Origin of the sequence: Microbacterium pumilum (assembly GCF_039530225.1) — a bacterium.
GTDB lineage: Bacteria > Actinomycetota > Actinomycetes > Actinomycetales > Microbacteriaceae > Microbacterium > Microbacterium pumilum.
In genome coordinates this window covers 4,330,393-4,348,964 of sequence record NZ_BAAAOH010000001.1, presented here as the reverse complement: position 1 = coordinate 4,348,964, position 18,572 = coordinate 4,330,393, and the positions used below count along the sequence as shown (strand labels likewise).

The window sequence follows — 18,572 nt, the reverse complement described above, 5'->3', positions numbered from 1 at the left end:
TTCATGAGGCATCGGGGACCGCTACGGGGCGCGCGCCGGCAACGATCGTGCCAAGAATCGGTCCGTGGGAAGACGAAGCCCCCGCGCGACTCAGTCGGCGGGGGCTCGCTTTGGTATTTCAACGATCGCGGCTGCTCATAATCTGTCCTTCCCTAGGGAACAATGCGAATCTAGCCAGCGCGTGAGGGTTTGACAACGCCGGATACTGCATCCGCCCCCGTCATCCGGCGGTGTGGGCGCGAATCGTCGACCTCTATCCGCGGTCGTGTCGTCGGACTACACTCCGCGAGTAGGGGAACACTCAGGGGGTTTGCCATGGAGTTCATCGTCAAAGATCTGATGATCAGTGTTCTTCCGAAGTTCGATCCGAGAGAGGCCAGCAGTTGCGGCGCTTGCTCCGATGACAGTTCCGGGCCGCCGTGCACTGGTATCTGCCCGGGATCGAAGGACCCATTCGAGGGACATTACGAGGGAATTCGCCTGGAGGAGAACCCTCGCGTCCTCGCGGCCCTGAAGCAGCAGCTGCAGGCTCACATTGCCGCCGTCGAGGTCAGGGAAGCGGCGCTCTACAAGCAGCTGGCTCCAACGACGCCCGCTGACGTCGAGGCGCTGCGCGCGCATCTCACCGCCGCGCTCGAGGCGCTCGATTCTGGTGAGGTCGCCGTCGAGTGATCGCCCGCGAGTGACGATCAGCGCGGAGGCATCGAGGAGGCGTTTCAGGATTCGGCCCGGCCAGTCGATCGCGCAGGTGGGTGACGCGGAGCGTGAGATCCCGGCCGACCAACGGACCGCGCTTGGAAGGTCGTCCTACACCGCGCTTCTCGACTCCGACAACGGAGATCTGAAGGTCGTGAATGATCGCGCACGATCGATGATCGAAGAACTGGGGTTGCAACCCGAGTGGCGGCCGCGCCGCGAATCCTCGCCAGACGAGCTGCGCTTGCTCGCCCTTCTCGTGTTGGAGGGGATTGTCGAGGTCGAGATCGACCGAGGATTCGTGACCGGTGCGTACGCGATGGAGGCGCTCGGTCTTCCCTTCCCCCCGACAGGCGAGGAGACTCCGACCGGAAGACTGTCGATGCAGGCGCTCCGACACGTGCAGCGACTCGGATTGGTGCAGAAGCACGAGCTCGCTGCCCGGCTCTACTTCTTCAATCGCATTCCCCGTTCCAAGCGATGGCTCGCCAATTGGCCGGACCGACGGGCCGTTCTGCGCTCGCTGGGCCGGAGCGTCGATGTACTGGCGGGCACGTTCGTATATGGCGAGACCGCAGACGGAGCATGGGCTCACTGGCGCAGACAAGACCGGACGGGCGCGGACGCCAGCGGCGACTTCAAGCTCTACGTCAGTGCTCATCCCGCTGACGTAGGTGGTGCCTTCGGTGCGGTCGCACGGAGCGTCGCATCGGCGCCCGCGCACGCTCTGAAGATCGGTCTCAACGCGGGCAGCCTGTTGCGACCCGACAAGATCGTCGTGTATTTCAAGCGGCAAGGCGATCTCGCGGAGTATGCAGCCGCGCTGCTTCCCGAGATCGACGGTGCGAGGCCGCAAGGAGTGCCCTTCAGCGGAGCCCTCGATGAGAATGGCCTGCTGTCCTGGGGGTTCGACCCGCCCGCCGACGTGAAGGAGGCCGGCGTATATCCCGACCGAAGTTGGCGCATCTGGCTGTGTAATCGCCTCGCGAGCGCCATCGTCGAGACACCCGCCGATGCTGATCCGATCCGTTTCGCGTTGACCCGGATAGCCGCGGCAGGCGTCGACACCGCCGAATGGGCGCCGGTGGACTCGCAATGAGAGGTCTGCGTCGATGAGAGTGACCGACAGACTCATCCTGCCCGCCGACGTTCTGGTGATGTCGGGCGATCAGGTCGATGAAGAAACCCGGGTCCGCTGCGGCTGCGGCCCCACCGACTTCATCGTGACCCGACCGCGCTCTCGCACTCAGTCGCGCGTCGTCACGGCCGAAGTCGCCGATCTGCTTTCGAAGTTCCGAACACCGCAGACATTCGCAGAGGCGTTGTCATCGTTTTCTTCCGAGCACGCGGTCGACCCCGAGGAGATTCTGCCGGATGCATTCTCCGCGTTGAAGCCATTTCTGACATCGGGATGGCTCGCGAGCGACAGCTCACCCGGTTCCAACGAGATCATCCCCACCCTCGCAATCGGCAGTCGTGTCGCCGGCTGCGCCGTCATCGAGTGCATGCAAGCCGTCGAGGACTCCGAGCTCTACCAGGTCCGCGACGCTGCAGGGCAGCCACTCGCGCTGAAGATCCTTCGCTCCGGCGCGTCGAAGAGCGCGGTTGCGCAGTTCGCGAACGAGGCGGCGGTGCTGCGCCGATTGGATGGCGCGGTCAGCCCGCGGCTGGTTTCAGACGACCCCGTGCTGGGCCGGGAGTGTCTCCTGATGACGTGGCTTCGCGGTGTGCCGCTCGACCACTACGCGAGCCACCTCCGGATCGCCGGCGGGCGGGCGGCTCGCATCGCACTGATGAGCCTCTGTCAGCGGGTCGTCGAGCTGTACGCAGAGCTGCACGACGCGGGAGTGGTCCATGCCGACATCCATCCGCGCAATGTCTTGGTGGATGATCTCGGCACACCGCGTCTCATCGACTTCGGCCAGTCCGTTCGGGACGGCTCTGGCGACTCGGCGACGCAGGCGCGCAAAGCCGCCCTCGAGTACCTCGAGCCTGAGTACGCGCTCGCGTCGCTCGACGGTCGTGCACTGCCGTCGCCCACATACGCCAGCGATCAATACGCACTGAGCGCGATGCTGTATCTCGTCCTCACCGGGCGCGCCTACCTCGACTTCTCCGCAGTTCCCGACGAGATGCTCCGGCAGATCGCTGAGGATCTACCCCTGCCCCTTGCGCGTCGCGGAATCACGCACTCCCGCGAGCTCGAGGCAATCCTGTTCCGCGGGCTCGCCAAGAACGCGTCCGCTCGGTATCCGACGATCGCCGCAATGGCTGACGACATGCGTCGAGCGACGATCCCCCTGATTTCCCCCCACCCACACGCGCTCGTGCACGAAGCATCGGCGCGAGCCTTCCTGACACAATTCGAAGACGTCAATGGCTTCGAGTTGAGGCCGCCGTATCCGCACGCGTCCATCACCCACGGATCAGCCGGTGTTGCGGCGGCGCTCAACGAGATCGCGGTACTGGGGAACGACCCCCGGGCGCTCGAACTCTCCGACGCGTGGATGTGCCGAGCTGTCCGGACCGCGACCCAAGCGCGTGCCTTCAGCAGTGAGCTGCCTGGCCTCGAGCGGGAGAGCATTCCCGAAAGCTCCGTCTTCTTCGGCCCCGCGGGCATCGATGTCATACGGGCCCGAGTAGCATCCGCGATGAGCGATGACGCCGCCCTGGCTCGTGCGGTCGATGGCCTGACCGCTTGGGATTCCGGCGACATCAATCACGACTTCACGTTGGGTCGTCCGGGTCTCGTCGCTTCCCTCGCTCTGCTGATCGATGACTTGGTGCCCTCGGTGCGAGACACCAACCAGGAGAGCATCACCGATCGGCTCGCGGACGTCGCACGTGCAGAAGTCAGCCGCATCCGCCAACCCCACACCGCCATCGAAGGCGATTACCTCGGAATCGCGCACGGTATCGCGGGCACCGCATACGCACTCGTCCTGTGGTGCGACGTCTCCGGTGACGAGCCGCCGGCGTGGCTCCAGAGCATGGTCGCCGAGATAGCGGCCTTGGGGCGAGAGCACGGCAACGGCCTTCGCTGGCCGATGCGAGTGACTTCGAATCCCCTTCCATCCTTTATGGAGAGCTGGTGCCACGGATCAGCAGGCATGGTGCATCTCTTCACAGCCGCCTATCGCGTGTTCGACGACAGTCAGTATCTCGAACTGGCGACGCGGGCTGCGGTGACCGCATGGGAGGACGAATCCAGCAGAGGGACCCTCTGCTGCGGCGCCGTAGGTCGTGCATATGCGCTGCTCAACCTCCAACGACATGTCGGGGACTCGAAGTGGACCGACCGGGCACGAAGCCTGGCCGATGCATCCTGGGAGCTCTGTTCCCGCCAGACCGCGACCACCGCGAGCTTGTTCCAGGGCACGCTCGGCGCGGCCGTCCTCCTGTCGACGGTCAGCGATGCAGACCGAGCGGCCTTCCCTCTCTTCGAGCGGCGAGCGATCTAGTCCCGATGAGTCGGATCGGGTCGGCGATCGTTCGGTGCGATCAGCCGCCAGACCGGACGGGACGTCCGCAGCGGTTCAGGGGCCCGGGCGCGGCGTCATGCAAACAGTCCCGCGGAACCCAGGACGCGATCAGGTACGAGTCGAATGACAACACGCCGCGGATTCACGCGGGGCTGCCGATAGCGGCGCGCGTAGAGCGCTACCGCGTGGGCCACCGCATCCACGTCCCGTTCGATGACAGCCGAGCCCGCGATGCTGAGCCACTGCGGGCCTGACACCTGCGCCACCGTCGCACGTGCATCGCGCTCGATGTTGCGCACCTTCTGGCTGCCGTCGCTCGTGATGATGCGCACGATACCCTCATCGATCGTGTAGCCGACCGCGACGACATGGATGCCGCCGGTGTGCCCGATCGTCGAAAGAGTCGCGAGGTGGTAGTCCGAAACGAATCGGCGGCCATCCTCGGTCAGGGAGTCGATCGATGCCATGTCTCCATCCTGCCCTCCACGCGGCCGGACCCGAATCGGCTCCAACGGCATCAGTCGGCGCCGACCGCGGCGATTCCGGGTAGTGCGTGGGGCAGGACCCTCGTGTCACCCGGTCAGGCTTGGCCTGGCTGACCAGTGCCCCACTCGCGAATGAACAGTTCGACATTCATGACATCCAGGTCCCGGCGCACGCGTCGAAGAAGATGGTCCGCCTCGCTTACCGTCCCCGCCGTGACTCGAAGGATGGCGTTGCCCGTGTCCAGCCGCGTGACGACGAGATCCAGCGCTGACGGCCCCGCCTCGAGATCGTTGGTCAAGAGACCGGTGAGGATGGTCGCCGCTGAGCGGATGGCCTTCACCCACCATGTCCCTTGACGTGGCGCAAGATCCGCCCTCAAGAATGTCGAGGCGGGCTCGAAGTCATCCGGCACCGCTCCAGTCTGTCAACTGCCATCGCTTCTCGTGGGGCTCACCAGCCGAGCTCGCCGTCGAGCGTGTAGATGTCGATTGAGCGTGCGGCGGGGGACCGCTCGCTGAACAAGCCGAGTGAGGCGATGACGAAGCCGGTCATTGAACTGCTCGGTTCAGTATGCAAAGATGAACTAACTGGTTCACTTTAGGAGGTTTGATGTCCAGATCATCGCGCGCTCTGCTTACCGGCGCCGTCGTCGCAACACCCCTCTTCGTCGTGCTGTGGGCGGTGCAGGCCTTCAACCGCGACGGATTCCGTCCGACCTACCACCCGATCAGCCTTTTGAGCCTCGGTGATGGGGGATGGGCGCAGATCGTCAACTTCGTCCTGGTGGGTCTGCTCATCTCTGGAGGCGGCATCGGGCTCAGCCGCACGCTCGGGAGCGGGCGGCTCGCGCGATGGATCAGCATTCTCGTCATCTTGATGGGCATCGGACTCGTCATCGCGGGACTGTTCGTGACCGACGCCGGGGGAGGATTCCCGGCCGGGGCACCGGAGGGTGCGCCCGTGATGAGCTGGCACGGCGCGGTGCACGAGGTGGGCTTCATCCTCACGCAACTCGCTTTCCTGGCGGCGGGTATCACTCTCGCGGTGCTGTTCGCACGCAATCGCCGGCGGGGGTGGGCGGCCGCGTGCATCGCCGCCGTCGTGGCAGCGATGCTCGTGCCCGCGTTGGGCGACCTCGAGACGCTCGCGATCAGACTCTTCATCTCCTCAGTGATCGAAATGGGACTGATCTCGGCTGTCGCCCTCGGAACGCTGCTCGGGCGGGTCAGCGGCCCCACGCAAGATTCGATGCCGGCTGTGACCTATGCTGAACCGCATGGTTCAACAAGCCGATCTCGATAGAGCATTCGCTGCACTCGCGGACAGCAATCGCCGCGACGTCCTCCAGCGACTCGGAGACGGACCTCTGCCGATTTCCGCACTCGCAAGCGCCGCGGGGATGACGGTGACGGGCATGGCCAAGCACATCCATGTGCTGGAGGTCGCCGGGCTGGTGACGACCGAGAAGATCGGCCGCACACGGCAATGTCGGCTCGGCGGCGAGCGATTGGACGGCGCGATGACGTGGATCAGCTACTACCAGCGTCTCTGGGAGCGGCGTCTGGACGGTCTCGACGCGTTCTTCACCCTGCAGAAAGGAACCGACCGATGAGCGACACGACGACACCCCTCGAGCTGCGCATCTCCCGGATGCTGCCGGCTACGCCGGAGGAGGTGTTCGACGCCTACACGGATGCCGAGAAGCAGAAGATCTGGTTCTCCATCCTCGACGCGCGCCCCGGCATCGTCGAGATCGACGTGGACCTGCGCGTCGGCGGCACCCAGATCGCGATCTGGGGTGCAGACCCGGACAACCTCTTCCGTGAGACGCAGACCTTCCTCGAGATCGACCGACCACACCGACTGGTGACCGAGTCGACCGGGTCGAGCCCGGACGGGATGACGATGACGACCCGCATCGAGATCACCTTCGATGTCGAAGGCGACGGCACCCGGATGACCGTCGTGCAGACCGGCTTCCCGATTCCCGAGATCCGCGACTTCTTCGTCGACGAAGTCTGGAACGGTGCGCTCGCCCGTATCACCGCCTACCTCGAGCGCCACAGGTAGACGATCGGCTTCGCGCTCGCCCACGAGAGACTCGTCGGCGTTCAGCTGCGCGGGAAGTTGTCGACGCCGCCGATGTGGCGCACCGTACGGCTTCGCTCGACGATGATCGCAATCGAGCCGATGAGCCACAGCGGCACCTGGGTGAGGAATGCGATGCGAAAGGCGTCGAGGGAGTAGGTCGCGGGCGTGCCGGCGCCCTGGAGATCGAGGGCGAGGCCGATGAAGAGGATCGCGAGCAGCGCTGCGAGGAAGCCTCCGCCGTTCACGATGCCGGTCGCTGTGCTGAGACGGTGACTCGGGTTGAAGGTGCGCGCGTGGTCGAACGCGATCATCGACGCGGGGCCGCCCGTGGCCAGCGCGAACATCAGGATGACGAGCAGCCACACGGGCGCCGGCCCGGGCCAGAGGATGACGGCGAGCCACGAGATCGCCTGGAATGCGACGGTCGGCAGCACGAGCCAGCGCGATCGTCTGGTCGGATGTCGACTGGAGAGGGCGCCGATGACCGGGCCACTGAGGATTCCGAAGACGACGAGCGAGGTCATGACGAGCGATGCGGTGGCGGGCGTGAGGCCCTCACCTGAGGTGAGGAACGGAAACCCCCACAGCAGCATGAATGCCGTGCCCGCGAAGGGCGTCGTGAAGTGCGACCAGAAGCCGAGGCGCGTCGCCGGGTGGCTCCACGACGCGCGAAATCCTTCGCGCAGATCGGCGGACGACCTGACGACCATGATCGCGCCGGTGTCGGTGTTGACAGACAAGTCCACGGGGTCGGCCTTGCGCTGAGGTGGTCGGTTGCGGATGACCGCGAACGTCAGCACGGCGAAGAGCACAGCGAGTGCGGCGAGGCTGCCGAATGCGATGCTCCACGAAGTGGCGTGAAGCAGCAGGGCGAGCGGGACCAGCGCCACGATCTGTCCGAGCTGGCCGACGATCCCCGTCAGCTGCACGAGCACCGGCGCGCGCTGCGCGGGGAACCATGTTGCGATGACACGCAGGACGCTGGGGAACACGGCTGCGTCCCCGGCCCCGATGAGGACACGCGCGAGGATGCCGATGGGCACGACATCCGCGAACGCCATGACGCCCTGGCCGACCGCCATGAGGATCATTCCGATCGTGATGATCGGCCGCGCGCCGAACCGGTCGAGAAGCAGCCCCACGGGGATCTGCATCGCGCCGTATACCGCGAGCTGGATCACGGCGAACATCGACAGCGCCGAGGCATCAGCGTCGAACCTCACCTGCGCATCGACGCCGACCGACGACAGCGACGTGCGGTTGACGATTGCGACGACGTAGGCCAGGAGGCCGACCGTCCAGACCGTCCACGTGCGCCAGCCCGGTGCATCCAGGCCGATCGTTCGCGACAAGCGGGGTCCTGTCCAGTCGACGGGTACGAGGATGCCGGGACCCGGCATCCACTCTCCAGGCTAACCCGCCCGCGCGACCTTCCATCGCGTTCAGGACCCGGCAGAGGTCCCCTGTCGGTGCCGGATGCTCAGGTGGACGGCCTTACAACGCGGCCATCGACGACACCTGCCGGGGGACCCGCATAGACGGAGCACCTCGGGCCGTGGTTCGTGGTTCGTGGCTCACGCGGGTGATACGACCTTCCGCATGACCGTCTTGTTCTTGCCGATCCGTCGCTCGAAGGTGAAGCCCGCTTCCTCGAACATGCCCGGCGTGACGTTGTGAAGGAACGAAGACGACACGCGCTTGCCAGGTTCGACGATGTTGGGAAATGACACCACCTCGCCACCGCCCGCCTGCGCGATGAGATCGAGCGCCCCATGAAGCGCCTCGAGTGCGACGCCCTTGCGTCGATGGTCGCGATCGACGAAGAAGCAGGTGATGCGCCAGGGTGCGGGATTGGACTCCCCGGCGTCGTACTCCTTGCGATGGTAGATACGTGGCAGCTCGGCGGGACTGCCGTACTCGCACCAGGCGATCGCCTGGTCGCCGTCGAAGACGAGCGCCGCGTGCGCGATGCCCTCCTCGATCATCCGTCTCTTGAACGTGGGACCACCCACATCCGCCTTCTTGGTCGTCTCGGTGTCATCGTGGAAATAGTGGCAGTAACAACCGCCCCACACCCCGTTGTGCTTCTCGGCCAGCGCAAGCCACGCGGGATAAGTGTCGAGCGTCAAGGGTTTGATCACGTGCTCCGTCATGACGCCATTGTCGACGCAACCTCCGACAAAAGGAATGACCGACCGATTGAGCGATCGCTGAACCGATCGGGCGCTGCGCATTGGAGGATCGTCGTGCGAAGCGAATCGTCGTGCCTGGTCGACGAGGCTCAGGCGCTGTCAACGTGCCGCCGTCGGTTGGACGGGAAGTACCCGCTGAGGCGGTTGTACTCGGCCTCCGAATCCCTACCCGACAACTTCCTCGTAATCGGTGTACGGCGCATCCGCTCCCGGGAGATGAACGACGTACTCGAGCCATTGCTCGAGAATGGGTCCCGCGACCGCGAGCCAGTCGCGACCTTCGGCGGTGTCTTCTAAGCCACCGCCTGGTGAGACCCGGTCTCGGGCCTCAATGCTGTCCACCTCGACCAGCGCGAGGTATTGCCCTACCTGGTCGCCGCGGTCGCCTTTCAAGAGAGCGACCCGCCAACCGGGCATTCGGGGCAATTGCGCGATGCTGCTGGTGAGAAAGCGCTCGAAATCCTCACCCGTGACACCAGGCCGAAGCTCCAAGGAATGCAGTCCATAGATCTTGCCCATGACGTTTCCTTCCTTCGATACCAATGCCTTCATCGTGGCACCGTGTCCGCCGATTCGCACGGGTGACGAAATTGCGCGCCGGACGGAACTCAAGACCAACCCCCCTCTTCAGCTGAGACGCAGGTCGATCGGCCCGGTCAGATAGCGCTGCACGGTCGGCGCCACAGCCGCCACCACGGTCTCCGGATCAGCGGATGCGAGCGGCTCCACCTCGACGATGTAACGCGCGACGACCAGGCCCACGAGCTGGCTGCCGATGAGGCTCGCGCGAAGCGCTCGGTCCGGCGCGTCCACGGCGGCGGCGATCCTGCCGAGGACCTGGCTGGTGATGAACTGGCGGAGCATGCGGTTGGACTCATCGTGCGTCATCGCCGACCGGACGAGGATGACCATGGCGCTCGAGTTGCCTGCGCGGTCCCACTCGGTGAGAAACTGCCGGACCAGTCGCTCACCGAGGCTTTCGAGATCCCCGGCGAGCAGCGATGCGATGACCGCACCCGGATCGATGGGCAGCTCCATCGCAGCGCGGAAGAGCCCGGCCTTGTCGACGAAATAGTGCCGTACCATTCCGGCGTCGACGCCGGCCTCGCGCGCGATGAGCCTCAGTGTTGCCGCGTCGTAGCCGCGCTCGGTGAACATCCGCCGCGCGGCTGCCAACACCCGTTCGCGGGTGTTCCGTTCACCGGGCGGTCGCCCTCGCCTCGGTGCTGACGTGGCCGTCACCGCGGGGGCCGGCCGGTCGTGGCGGCGGCATCAGAGGGAAGCGTCACCACGCCACTCGCGCCGTCGACGGTCACCTCGACGCCTGTGGTGATCATCTCGGTCGCGCCCGGAACTCCGACGACCGCCGGGATTCCGTACTCCCGCGCTACGACAGCCCCATGGCTGTTGGCGCCGCCCATCTCCATCACGAGTCCGCCTGCCGTGAGGAAGAGAGGCGTCCAGCCCGGGTCGGTCGAGGGTGCCACGAGGATCTCACCCGGCTCCAGGTGTGCTCCGACCGGGTCACGGATGACGCGCGCGGGCGCCGTGACGGTACCCGCCGACGCGGGGGTTCCGCGAAGCGCGCCCGGCTCGACATCCGCAGACGCGGAACCGACGGCCTCGAGTTCCGTCCCGTCCGACAGCAGAACGCGGGGCACGTGCCGGCGCCGCAGCTCGGTGTCGTACCGCACCCGTCGCTCGCTGACTGCCGCACGCAGGTCCTCTCCCGAGGCTGCTCTCTTCACCTCGTCGAAGTCGAGAAAGAAGACGTCGTCACGCTCCTCGATCCTGCCCGATTCGGCGAGCTCAGCCCCGACCTGGCGCATCGCCGCGCGCGCCCGGCTCATCGCGGTGATCATCAGGAACTTCGGCATCTCGCGCATCCCGACCAGCGCCCGAGCGCGCCGCAGGGAGAACCGCACAGCAGCGGCGCGTAGGCGGCCCCGCCGGCGCGCGCGGCCGATCAAGGTCTGCATCATGGTCGTGGCATCGCGGGCACCATCCGCGAAATGCCGATCAGGAGTGACCGCATCCGGATCCAGGCGCAGGTACCCCGACAGCACGCCGAACAGATGCTCGGGATCGTCGGACCATCGCGGCATGCCCAGATCGATCTCGGCGACGGCGCGATGACCGTAGGTGCGCAGGAACTCGCTCATGCCGCTCTGCAGCACGGCAGGCAGGATGCCGGCACAGAAGCCGTCGGCCAGGTCACGCGCGCTCTGCGTGCCGAGGGCGGACGCCGAGGCGACGTCATCCCGCGCGCGTACGGCGACTCGCCACAGGTCGAGATCCATTTCGGTGGTCACATTTCCGGGCGCGCTTCGGAGCACGGTCTGCAGGTCGCCGGCTTCCGCGGAGCCGCGCAACAAGCGCCGGGCGAGCCCGAGCATGGCGAAGCCGACGACCGCACCGGGCAGGCTGCGCGGTGCCAGCGGCATCGCGCGGAAGAGCAGGTCGACGACGCCGTCGACACGGGTCGGGATGTCCCCGCCGTCCGCGACATCACTTGCGCGGACCTCCGCCCCGAGTCGTTGCACCCGGCGCTGCGCGGCCGCCGGCGAGACGAGCGCCTGAACGACGAGGAACGGCAGCCGCACCCGCGCGGCGAGATGGAGCGCGCGCGGCACGAAACGGCGCCGCGAGCCGGGCAGTACGGAGAACCTCGGATCGGTGAAGAGCCCCCGCAGTACGACGGCCGACCGCGTCTCCATCACGTCCAGCGCTCGCGGGAAGATCTCACGGCCCACCGAGGATCGCACGATCGGTGTCGCGTCCACGAAGATCCGGTCGCCGCCGATCGCGAAACCGCTCGGGCCGTCGATGATGCGCTCGGGTCGGCGGCCGATGAGATCCAGGAAACCCGATCCGATCACCCGAAAGGTGGCGATGCCCATCGGCGTGATCGGCCGATGGAGTCCCTGGGCGAGGCTGATGCAGAAGAAGACCCGGGTCTCGTCCGCGGGCAGCGGCGCGGCGCGCATCGGGATCGGATACAGGGTCGTGATCGGCCGAGACTGCGTCAGCCAGGCGTGCCCGGCGGCATCCACAGCCCATTCGATGTCCTGCGGACTGCCGAATGCGCTCTCAACCCGGTCGCCGAGCGACACCAGCACTCTCACCTGCTCGTCGCTCACGCTCGCTGCGAGCGTGTCGGCCGTCTCGCCCCCGCGCCGCCGGTCGAGGATGCGCCCGGTGCCGGTGTCGACGATGAAGTGATCGGGGTCCACCGACCCCGACACCACGGCGTCGCCGAGACCGTGTGCGGCGTCGAGCACGGCCTGCCGCCGCCGACCCGTCACCGGGTCGGCGGTGAAGAGCACTCCCGCAGCCTCCGCGTCCACCATCCGCTGAACGACCACAGCCAGAGCGACCCCCGCGCCGTCGATTCCCTGCGCGGCGCGGTAGGCGACCGCCCGGTCGGTCCAGAGCGATGCCCAGCAGCGATGCACGGCGTCGAGCACCGCGTCGATCCCGGCGACGTTGAGGTAGGTGTCCTGCTGACCGGCAAAGCTCGCGCCGGGCAAGTCCTCGGCGGTGGCCGACGATCGCACCGCTACGGGTCCATCGGTACCCGACTCCAAGCGCGCGTAGGCGTCCCGTACGGCCGTGGCCACCGGTTCTGGGAACGGCGCATCGAGCACAGCCGCGCGGGCGGCTGCGGCATCCGTGCCCGTGCCCGCCTCGATTGTCGTTCCCCGCACCGCTCGCCGGTACGCCTCGGTCGTGATGCAGAAGCCGGGCGGCACGTCGAAGCCGGCTCGGATCAGCTCTCCGAGATTCGCGGCCTTGCCGCCCACCGCAGCGATGTCGCCGGCCGACAGGTGCGCGAGATCGAGGACGAGCGCGGTGTCGCCGTCGACCGAGGCTGTACCACTGAGTGTCACCATCTGCAGTCCTCGAGGAGAGTTAATTCTACAGTTGTGGAATTAGGATGTCACGTCGCAGACCCGGCCGCAAGCCCGATGCGCACGCGCTCACGTAAAGGCGCGACGGATCCGCTCGCAGTGTCGGCGTCATTCTGCTGGTCGTCGGCCCGACGAGTCGTCCGCATTCTGGGCTCGTCACGCGAGTTGTGAGCACTCGGCGGTGACGCTGATGCGTCAGTCGGTGGTATCGGTCCAGGACGCGATGTCCACGCCGTGGTTCTCCGGTGACGCCAGCGACCACCATGCGGGAGCGTACTTGTCGTCCGCGAGCCTGCCCCCGGCGGCGAGGGCGGCATCCACCCGCGCCTGAGCCTGGTCGGCCGGCACGAAGACATCGAGATGCGTCCGGCCCCTCGCCGGAGTGTCGCCGGTGATCGGGTTGAAGGCGAGCTGTGGGCCGCTTCGCAGGGGATCGACGGCATCCGTGTCACCCAAAGCGGCATAGCCCAGCGCGGCCATGAAGAACGGCCGCACATCTGCCTCGGAGTGCTGGGCCACGTAGACGCCGATCGACTGCGCAAGCGACGGGTCCGCGGTCAACGACAGCTCGGCGGCTGCCTCGGACACGGCCGCCGCGAACTCCACGGCAGCTGCGGGGATGCCCTCGAAGGTGCGGTCGGGGATGCGCACGACGACACCCTCGGGACGCACGTCGATGTCGGGGAGGACGCCGAATCGGTCGGCTGCAGAGAGGATCGGGGCGACGAGGCTCGCCGCATGAGAGAGGGATGTCGCCGTGAAGACGGCCTGCGGTCCTGTGCCCATGACACGCCAATCGGTGACCCCCTGAGCCCGGTGAAACTCGGCAGGGGAGATCCAGTCCGATCCGCTCGTCGACTCGCCCATAGGGGTGACTCCTTTCGCGAGCTGTCGAGTCCAAGCCGCTGACGAGCGACGACCCCGCGAGGCTCCACGGTACTCGGCGGTCCCGACACGCGGAAGCCGCCACCAGGACGACCACTCCTCCGGACAGTCGCTACCTCAGGCCGAGCTCGACGAGCTTCTCGAGTGCCTCACGCGCGGCGGGCTCGAGGTCGTCGACGCGCTGTCGGCCCAGCACCTCCACGAGAACGGACTCGAGCGATTCGTCCTCGAGTACCCGTCGACCCTGCGGCGTCCTTCGGAACTGGTCGCGGACTCGCAGCTGCTGGAACGGCTCGAGCCGCTTGCTCTTCGCCCACTTCTGCCAGCACTCGTCGAGCAGGCCCTGGTCCTCAGGGGCGATGCCGACGTACGATCCGGTCGGATCGAAGGCCTCGCTCGCAGTGTGGACCGTCCCACCGGGTTCGGTGACGGTCGCCATCACCTCGACGTTGTAGTGATGCCCGCGGGCCGATCTCAGGGTGAGCTCCTGCGTCGCGCCCGCGACATCCACCTCGATGCGACTCTCACCGTCCGCGGTGTCGAGCATCATGGCCGGCGGCGTGGCCACTCTGCCGCCCACTCGCCAGGTCACTGGCGTGTTGCCGTCGAAGCCCCGCACGGCCGGGAGGTAGCTCATCGTCGTGCGGAACAGTCGATTGACTTCGTCGACCCGATCTCCGCACGGAGTGTGCTCCACCCCGGTGACGGTCTCGCTGGCGAGGACGTCTTCGCGTCGAACCGACAGGGCGATGCCCGTGTCGGTCCCGTGGACGACCTCCAGGTCCACCCAGTCGTCGCCGCTCGCGACCGCCCGCACCGAGAGGGGAGTCGTCGAGATCTGCATGTCCGTGTCCGCGGTGAGCGGCATCAGGATGCGGCCGCGGTACCAGATCCGTGGTCCGACGTAACTCAGCCCGACGGTGTGGGCGACCACGGCCTGCCGAGCCAGATCAACCACGACGTTCGCTGGCTGCACCCTGCGATCGCGTGTGGCATACCCGGCGTCCCAACCAGCCGGGCGGCGGTACTCGAGGTAGACGCGCCCTATTCCGCTTTCCGGCTCGGCGGGCGGATGCAGCGCCAGCAGGCGCGTACCGGCCGCGGCGTGGTCGGCGGCGTACAACCGGACCCTGAGCGGCGGCTGTCCGATCGACGGCCACGACCCATGCGAGACGCTCCGGCCCAGTGCCTCGGGGTACCGCCAGTCGACATGTGCGAGCGCCGGTGCCGGACCGGCGTTGACCGTGGGGGCACCCAAGGGCTTCAGACCGGGCTGCGTCGGAGTCACCACCCAGCCGGCCGGCGAAGCGATCTGCGTCCAGGGCCTGCTGGCGACGACTCCGAGGAGGGGATCGTCGCAGCGACCGAATGACCCAGACGACATCACGTCGTACGGATCGCCGTAGTCGGTGCCGGAGGTCCACGGCGGCAGGCCGTCCCAGTCCATCCCCGTGTTCACCAACCCGAAGGAGTGCTCGAATCCCAGGACGTGACCGACCTCGTGGGCCATGAACGTGTGATCTCGCGTGCCGTAGTGCAGCACCGCGCACATGCGGGCAGGGTCGAACCCGACTGCGCCGGCGTCGGTCATCCCCTGCTGACCCTTGCCCGGCACTTGCACCACTCCCGGGTACATCAGCAGCACGAAGCCGTCGTACTCGATGAACAGGTCGTCGGTGACTCGACGGGTCGCGTCCAGCGCGGCGGACAGTTGGTCGGGGCGCTCCATCTCAGGGTCGTAGACGTCGATGGAGACCCAAGGGAACATCGTCGCGGTGAATTGGAGGTGGCCTTGCGTCACCTCCGTCCAGTACTGCATGACCGCGGTGCCGTTGGGGTTCTCGATCAGCATCTCCCAGCAGGCCTGGTCTGACAGGGCTGGGTATGAGGCGTCGTGGTGGGCGCGCAACACCGCCAGCCTCACCTGAAGTGTCACGACGCCCACGATAGACCCGGCGGGCGCTTGTCGACAGGTGCCGGATGACGATCGGATCGGCAGCGGAGACGTGCTTTCTAGGACTCGGATCCCGCGTCGGCGGCCGCCGAATCCGCTCGCTCGGCTGCCGCGAGGGTGCGTGTGAACAGCAGCAGCCACCCCACCACGAGGCCGGCGCAGACCATCTCGTGGGTGGCGAGAGTGTAGTAGCCGACCCAGAACAGGGTGGCCGAAAGGAGGATGCCGCCGGCAACCGCGAGGGCGACCGCGAGCATCGCCCACGAGAGGCAGGGGAGCACCCAGCGCAGGCCGAGCAGGAGGGCTCCGAAGACCACCGCCATTCCGATCGCGAACACGTTGTGGCCGACCTGGCTGATCGTGACCGGCACGACCGCCGCGCCGATGAAGCATGCCGCGAGCACGAGGAATACCACATAGACGATGAGCGCCCGCGCGCGAGTCACTCGGGGTTCGGTGTGCGCCCACGCCTTCAGGCTCGTCAGCAGATAGAACGCGAGCAGCGCTGTCACACCCCCCGCCGTGACGAGGGTGGCGTTGAAGACCGTCGCCGTGACGCCGTCCTGGCCGCCGAGCTCGCTGAAATTGCGTTGATACCAGCCGTCGTCGCGCGCGGTCGCGACGCTCACCGTGAACCCGGTCGCCACGACGGCGAACAGCAGCAGGACCAGTCGGGTGGCGGTGACATGCGCGGCGAGCAAGAAGGCCGCGTACCCGGAGGCGCCGGCCACGAGGGCGACGATCATCGTCGCGGTCAGCGTGTCGACGGCGGCTCCTGGCCAGATCAGCGACGCCGAATCGAACAGCATCCACTGAACCATTCCGAACACCGCGGCGAGCGCGAGCGCCAGCGCCGAGGTCATCCACGCTCGCCGGGAGCGCGTGAGGTCCTTCAGCCACGCCTGTCTCGGATCGCGAGCCGCGAGCCGATAGCTCACCGACGCGGCGGCGAGGGTGATGAACACCGCGACGACTATGCCGCCCGCGCCGACCGACGCCCCCTCCCACACCGGCACGACGCGACCCCAGAACCCCACCGCTCCACCGGCAAGTCCGACGCCGAAGGCGAGGGTCGCCACGACGATCGCGCGCGCCTCCGTCCGCACGGCGAAGCGACGCGCCTCGAGCACACCATCGCGATGCAGCCGTGTCTCGACCCGCACCGCGGCGGCCTCGAGGCGCGTTCTCTGCGTCCACGCATCGCGTGCCATGCCACGATTGTCCATCCATTCGCGGCCGATCGGGAAGGATGAGCGGAGACCGACATCCGACGCGCCGCTGTGCACTCAGAACACCAGAGACGAGAGCCCCACATGATCGCCCGCTTCGAGGAGCTCGACTGGCAGCAGACGCGGATGGGGGAGCTGACCCTCCGTCGGCGTGCCGACCCCGCGACGGATGAGCTGATCTACGAGGTGAAGCTCAAGGACGAGTACCTCATGTCGAGCCTGTTCACGGTCGCTGAGGAAGAGCTCGCGACGCTGGGTCTCGCCGCCGCGGAAGGCATCCACCTCGACGTGCTCGTGGGCGGTCTCGGACTGGGCTACACCGCAGCGACCGCGCTGCACGACGAACGCGTTCGCCGGCTGGATGTGATCGACGCGCTCACCGCGGTGATCGGGTGGCACGAGAGGGAACTGCTCCCGGTTTCCGCGGAGCTGGTAGGAGATGCTCGGACGACCCTGGTTCACGACGACTTCTTCGCCGTGATGCGCCGTACGCCCGAGCCCGAGGACACGCCGTATGACGTCATCCTGCTCGATGTCGATCACTCGCCGCACCACACGCTGGATCCGAGTCACGCCGACCTCTACACCGCGGCGGGCCTCGCATCCCTCGCTCGGCACCTCACCGACCGGGGCGTCTTCGCTCTGTGGTCGGATGATCCGCCCGACGCCGAGTTCATGTCGCTGCTCTCCTCGGTCTTCGATGATCGCGCGGCTCACGTTGTGACGTTCGACAACCGCCTCACGGGCGGAACCTCGTCCAACACCGTCTACGTCGCGACCCGGCGCTAGATGTACTGCCCAGGGACATCGGCCCGGCCAGGGCGTCAGCACCCGCCGAGCCGGGGGACCTCACCGCGTTCGAGACGTGCGGCACGGTTCCGGTTCACTCGGACGGTTCCGCGTCTGCGGTATCAGCCTCGAGCAGTGAGCACGCGAGAACGGTCGATCCCGCGACGGCTGACGGCATCGTGATGATCGCGCCGAGGGGAACGAGGAAGCAGAGCTGCGTGGCGACGCCGAACCCCAGTACCCGGGCCCGGTGGTGTCGCATCAGCTCTCGCCGGGCGGCACGATCGATCCCACGCGCCGTGAGAGCCCGGGGCGTCAGCTCGTCCGCGATCAGCCACCCCGTGAGCAGCAGCGCGAGGATCGTGCTGAGCACGCCGCCCACCACCGGCACGAGGCCGACCAGCGCCGCGAGCAGAGCGACCCCGACGCCGCGCGCAAGCAGCCTGAACCCATCCCCGAGAGCTCGCCAGAATCCATAGTCGGCGTCGATGCCCGAGCTGCCCAGATCCGACTCCACGGCCCGCCAGATCCGGTCGTAGAAAGGCTCGCCGATCAGCAGCGTGAGCGCGGTGAACGAGACCGCGAGCAGGACGAGCGCAGCTCCGAGCAGCGCGGTTCCGATGGCAACGCGGATGACGGTGGACCACAGTCCGGGCCAGCCATCGGCGAAGGGCGTCATTGCCTCGGTGATGGCGGGCAGGAAGGCGCCCAGCGCGATCAATCCCGCGAGGAACAGCGCGGCGACGATCGCGGCCGGAACGAGACCGAGCGCCATGAGTCCGGGGCGCCGGGGCCAGTAGGCGAACCCGCGTGCGAGCAGAGTGATTCCTCGGACGAACTCGCGCATTTGACCCGAT

18 protein-coding genes are annotated in these 18,572 nt (G+C 67.2%); 7 read left to right on the top strand and 11 right to left on the bottom strand.

The features are described from left to right. Positions 1-315 precede the first annotated feature (315 nt). The 3 genes from ABD188_RS19655 (at position 316) to ABD188_RS19645 (ending at position 4,157) form a co-directional block, all read left to right on the top strand. Positions 316-672: a hypothetical protein gene (locus ABD188_RS19655; protein WP_344066465.1), complete on the top strand. Its 357-nt coding sequence runs from the start codon at positions 316-318 to the stop codon at positions 670-672. Positions 673-871: 199 nt separating this feature from the next. Continuing rightward, positions 872-1,795, top strand: coding sequence for a hypothetical protein (locus tag ABD188_RS19650; RefSeq protein WP_344066462.1), 924 nt, complete (start codon positions 872-874; stop codon positions 1,793-1,795). 13 nt (positions 1,796-1,808) lie between these two features. Then, positions 1,809-4,157 carry a lanthionine synthetase LanC family protein gene (locus ABD188_RS19645; RefSeq protein ID WP_344066459.1) on the top strand — a complete coding sequence of 783 codons (2,349 nt, stop codon included), beginning with the start codon at positions 1,809-1,811 and terminating at the stop codon, positions 4,155-4,157. A 95-nt stretch (positions 4,158-4,252) separates the two neighbouring features. On the opposite strand, the gene ABD188_RS19640 is transcribed toward ABD188_RS19645, so the two are convergent. Beyond that, complete coding sequence (locus tag ABD188_RS19640; RefSeq protein WP_344066456.1) at positions 4,253-4,645, bottom strand: TIGR03618 family F420-dependent PPOX class oxidoreductase; 393 nt, start codon at positions 4,643-4,645, stop codon at positions 4,253-4,255. A 113-nt stretch (positions 4,646-4,758) separates the two neighbouring features. Continuing rightward, positions 4,759-5,076, bottom strand: coding sequence for a hypothetical protein (locus ABD188_RS19635; RefSeq protein WP_344066453.1), 318 nt, complete (start codon positions 5,074-5,076; stop codon positions 4,759-4,761). A 197-nt stretch (positions 5,077-5,273) separates the two neighbouring features. Here ABD188_RS19635 and ABD188_RS19630 point away from each other — a divergent pair, with 197 nt between their 5' ends. Genes ABD188_RS19630 through ABD188_RS19620 form a run of 3 tightly spaced genes read left to right on the top strand, consistent with a single transcriptional unit; the run spans position 5,274 to position 6,734 of the window. Beyond that, complete coding sequence (locus tag ABD188_RS19630) at positions 5,274-5,966, top strand: DUF998 domain-containing protein (RefSeq protein ID WP_344066450.1); 693 nt, start codon at positions 5,274-5,276, stop codon at positions 5,964-5,966. After that, on the top strand, positions 5,941-6,276 hold the full coding sequence (locus ABD188_RS19625; protein ID WP_344066447.1) for an ArsR/SmtB family transcription factor: 336 nt from the start codon (positions 5,941-5,943) through the stop codon (positions 6,274-6,276). The genes ABD188_RS19630 and ABD188_RS19625 overlap by 26 nt, the downstream gene beginning before the upstream one ends. Then, a complete protein-coding gene (locus ABD188_RS19620) occupies positions 6,273-6,734 on the top strand; it encodes an SRPBCC family protein (protein WP_344066444.1) in 462 nt (153 codons plus the stop codon). The genes ABD188_RS19625 and ABD188_RS19620 overlap by 4 nt, the downstream gene beginning before the upstream one ends. A gap of 41 nt (positions 6,735-6,775) precedes the next feature. On the opposite strand, the gene ABD188_RS19615 is transcribed toward ABD188_RS19620, so the two are convergent. From ABD188_RS19615 to ABD188_RS19580, 8 genes are all read right to left on the bottom strand, one after another. After that, complete coding sequence (locus ABD188_RS19615) at positions 6,776-8,155, bottom strand: MFS transporter (RefSeq protein WP_344066441.1); 1,380 nt, start codon at positions 8,153-8,155, stop codon at positions 6,776-6,778. 174 nt (positions 8,156-8,329) lie between these two features. After that, positions 8,330-8,908, bottom strand: a complete 579-nt coding sequence (locus ABD188_RS19610) for a GNAT family N-acetyltransferase (RefSeq protein WP_344066438.1) — start codon at positions 8,906-8,908, stop codon at positions 8,330-8,332. A 204-nt stretch (positions 8,909-9,112) separates the two neighbouring features. Beyond that, positions 9,113-9,466, bottom strand: coding sequence for a hypothetical protein (locus ABD188_RS19605; protein WP_344066435.1), 354 nt, complete (start codon positions 9,464-9,466; stop codon positions 9,113-9,115). A 108-nt stretch (positions 9,467-9,574) separates the two neighbouring features. Beyond that, positions 9,575-10,126 (bottom strand): TetR/AcrR family transcriptional regulator, encoded by a 552-nt coding sequence (locus tag ABD188_RS19600; RefSeq protein ID WP_344066432.1) that lies wholly within the window; start codon positions 10,124-10,126, stop codon positions 9,575-9,577. A gap of 59 nt (positions 10,127-10,185) precedes the next feature. Further along, positions 10,186-12,840: a PEP/pyruvate-binding domain-containing protein gene (locus ABD188_RS19595; protein ID WP_344066428.1), complete on the bottom strand. Its 2,655-nt coding sequence runs from the start codon at positions 12,838-12,840 to the stop codon at positions 10,186-10,188. A 213-nt stretch (positions 12,841-13,053) separates the two neighbouring features. Further along, positions 13,054-13,725, bottom strand: a complete 672-nt coding sequence (locus ABD188_RS19590) for a VOC family protein (protein ID WP_344066425.1) — start codon at positions 13,723-13,725, stop codon at positions 13,054-13,056. Positions 13,726-13,855: 130 nt separating this feature from the next. Then, a complete protein-coding gene (locus ABD188_RS19585) occupies positions 13,856-15,679 on the bottom strand; it encodes a hypothetical protein (protein ID WP_344066422.1) in 1,824 nt (607 codons plus the stop codon). A gap of 77 nt (positions 15,680-15,756) precedes the next feature. Further along, positions 15,757-16,908 carry a hypothetical protein gene (locus tag ABD188_RS19580; RefSeq protein ID WP_344066420.1) on the bottom strand — a complete coding sequence of 384 codons (1,152 nt, stop codon included), beginning with the start codon at positions 16,906-16,908 and terminating at the stop codon, positions 15,757-15,759. A 102-nt stretch (positions 16,909-17,010) separates the two neighbouring features. Here ABD188_RS19580 and ABD188_RS19575 point away from each other — a divergent pair, with 102 nt between their 5' ends. Beyond that, positions 17,011-17,715: a spermidine synthase gene (locus tag ABD188_RS19575; protein WP_344066417.1), complete on the top strand. Its 705-nt coding sequence runs from the start codon at positions 17,011-17,013 to the stop codon at positions 17,713-17,715. 94 nt (positions 17,716-17,809) lie between these two features. Here ABD188_RS19575 and ABD188_RS19570 read toward each other — a convergent pair whose 3' ends face one another. Then, a complete protein-coding gene (locus ABD188_RS19570; RefSeq protein WP_344066414.1) occupies positions 17,810-18,562 on the bottom strand; it encodes an EI24 domain-containing protein in 753 nt (250 codons plus the stop codon). Positions 18,563-18,572: the final 10 nt, after the last annotated feature.

What these genes read in the sequence shown, in the direction of transcription:
- ABD188_RS19645 (WP_344066459.1), top strand. Translation starts at nt 1,809, where the DNA reads ATGAGAGTGACCGACAGACTCATCCTGCCCGCCGACGTTCTGGTGATG.
- ABD188_RS19605 (WP_344066435.1), bottom strand. Translation starts at nt 9,466, where the DNA reads ATGGGCAAGATCTATGGACTGCATTCCTTGGAGCTTCGGCCTGGTGTC.
- ABD188_RS19650 (WP_344066462.1), top strand. Translation starts at nt 872, where the DNA reads ATGATCGAAGAACTGGGGTTGCAACCCGAGTGGCGGCCGCGCCGCGAA.
- ABD188_RS19570 (WP_344066414.1), bottom strand. Translation starts at nt 18,562, where the DNA reads ATGCGCGAGTTCGTCCGAGGAATCACTCTGCTCGCACGCGGGTTCGCC.
- ABD188_RS19575 (WP_344066417.1), top strand. Translation starts at nt 17,011, where the DNA reads ATGATCGCCCGCTTCGAGGAGCTCGACTGGCAGCAGACGCGGATGGGG.
- ABD188_RS19595 (WP_344066428.1), bottom strand. Translation starts at nt 12,840, where the DNA reads ATGGTGACACTCAGTGGTACAGCCTCGGTCGACGGCGACACCGCGCTC.
- ABD188_RS19590 (WP_344066425.1), bottom strand. Translation starts at nt 13,725, where the DNA reads ATGGGCGAGTCGACGAGCGGATCGGACTGGATCTCCCCTGCCGAGTTT.
- ABD188_RS19640 (WP_344066456.1), bottom strand. Translation starts at nt 4,645, where the DNA reads ATGGCATCGATCGACTCCCTGACCGAGGATGGCCGCCGATTCGTTTCG.
- ABD188_RS19620 (WP_344066444.1), top strand. Translation starts at nt 6,273, where the DNA reads ATGAGCGACACGACGACACCCCTCGAGCTGCGCATCTCCCGGATGCTG.
- ABD188_RS19625 (WP_344066447.1), top strand. Translation starts at nt 5,941, where the DNA reads ATGGTTCAACAAGCCGATCTCGATAGAGCATTCGCTGCACTCGCGGAC.
- ABD188_RS19630 (WP_344066450.1), top strand. Translation starts at nt 5,274, where the DNA reads ATGTCCAGATCATCGCGCGCTCTGCTTACCGGCGCCGTCGTCGCAACA.
- ABD188_RS19615 (WP_344066441.1), bottom strand. Translation starts at nt 8,155, where the DNA reads ATGCCGGGTCCCGGCATCCTCGTACCCGTCGACTGGACAGGACCCCGC.
- ABD188_RS19580 (WP_344066420.1), bottom strand. Translation starts at nt 16,908, where the DNA reads ATGGCACGCGATGCGTGGACGCAGAGAACGCGCCTCGAGGCCGCCGCG.
- ABD188_RS19610 (WP_344066438.1), bottom strand. Translation starts at nt 8,908, where the DNA reads ATGACGGAGCACGTGATCAAACCCTTGACGCTCGACACTTATCCCGCG.
- ABD188_RS19655 (WP_344066465.1), top strand. Translation starts at nt 316, where the DNA reads ATGGAGTTCATCGTCAAAGATCTGATGATCAGTGTTCTTCCGAAGTTC.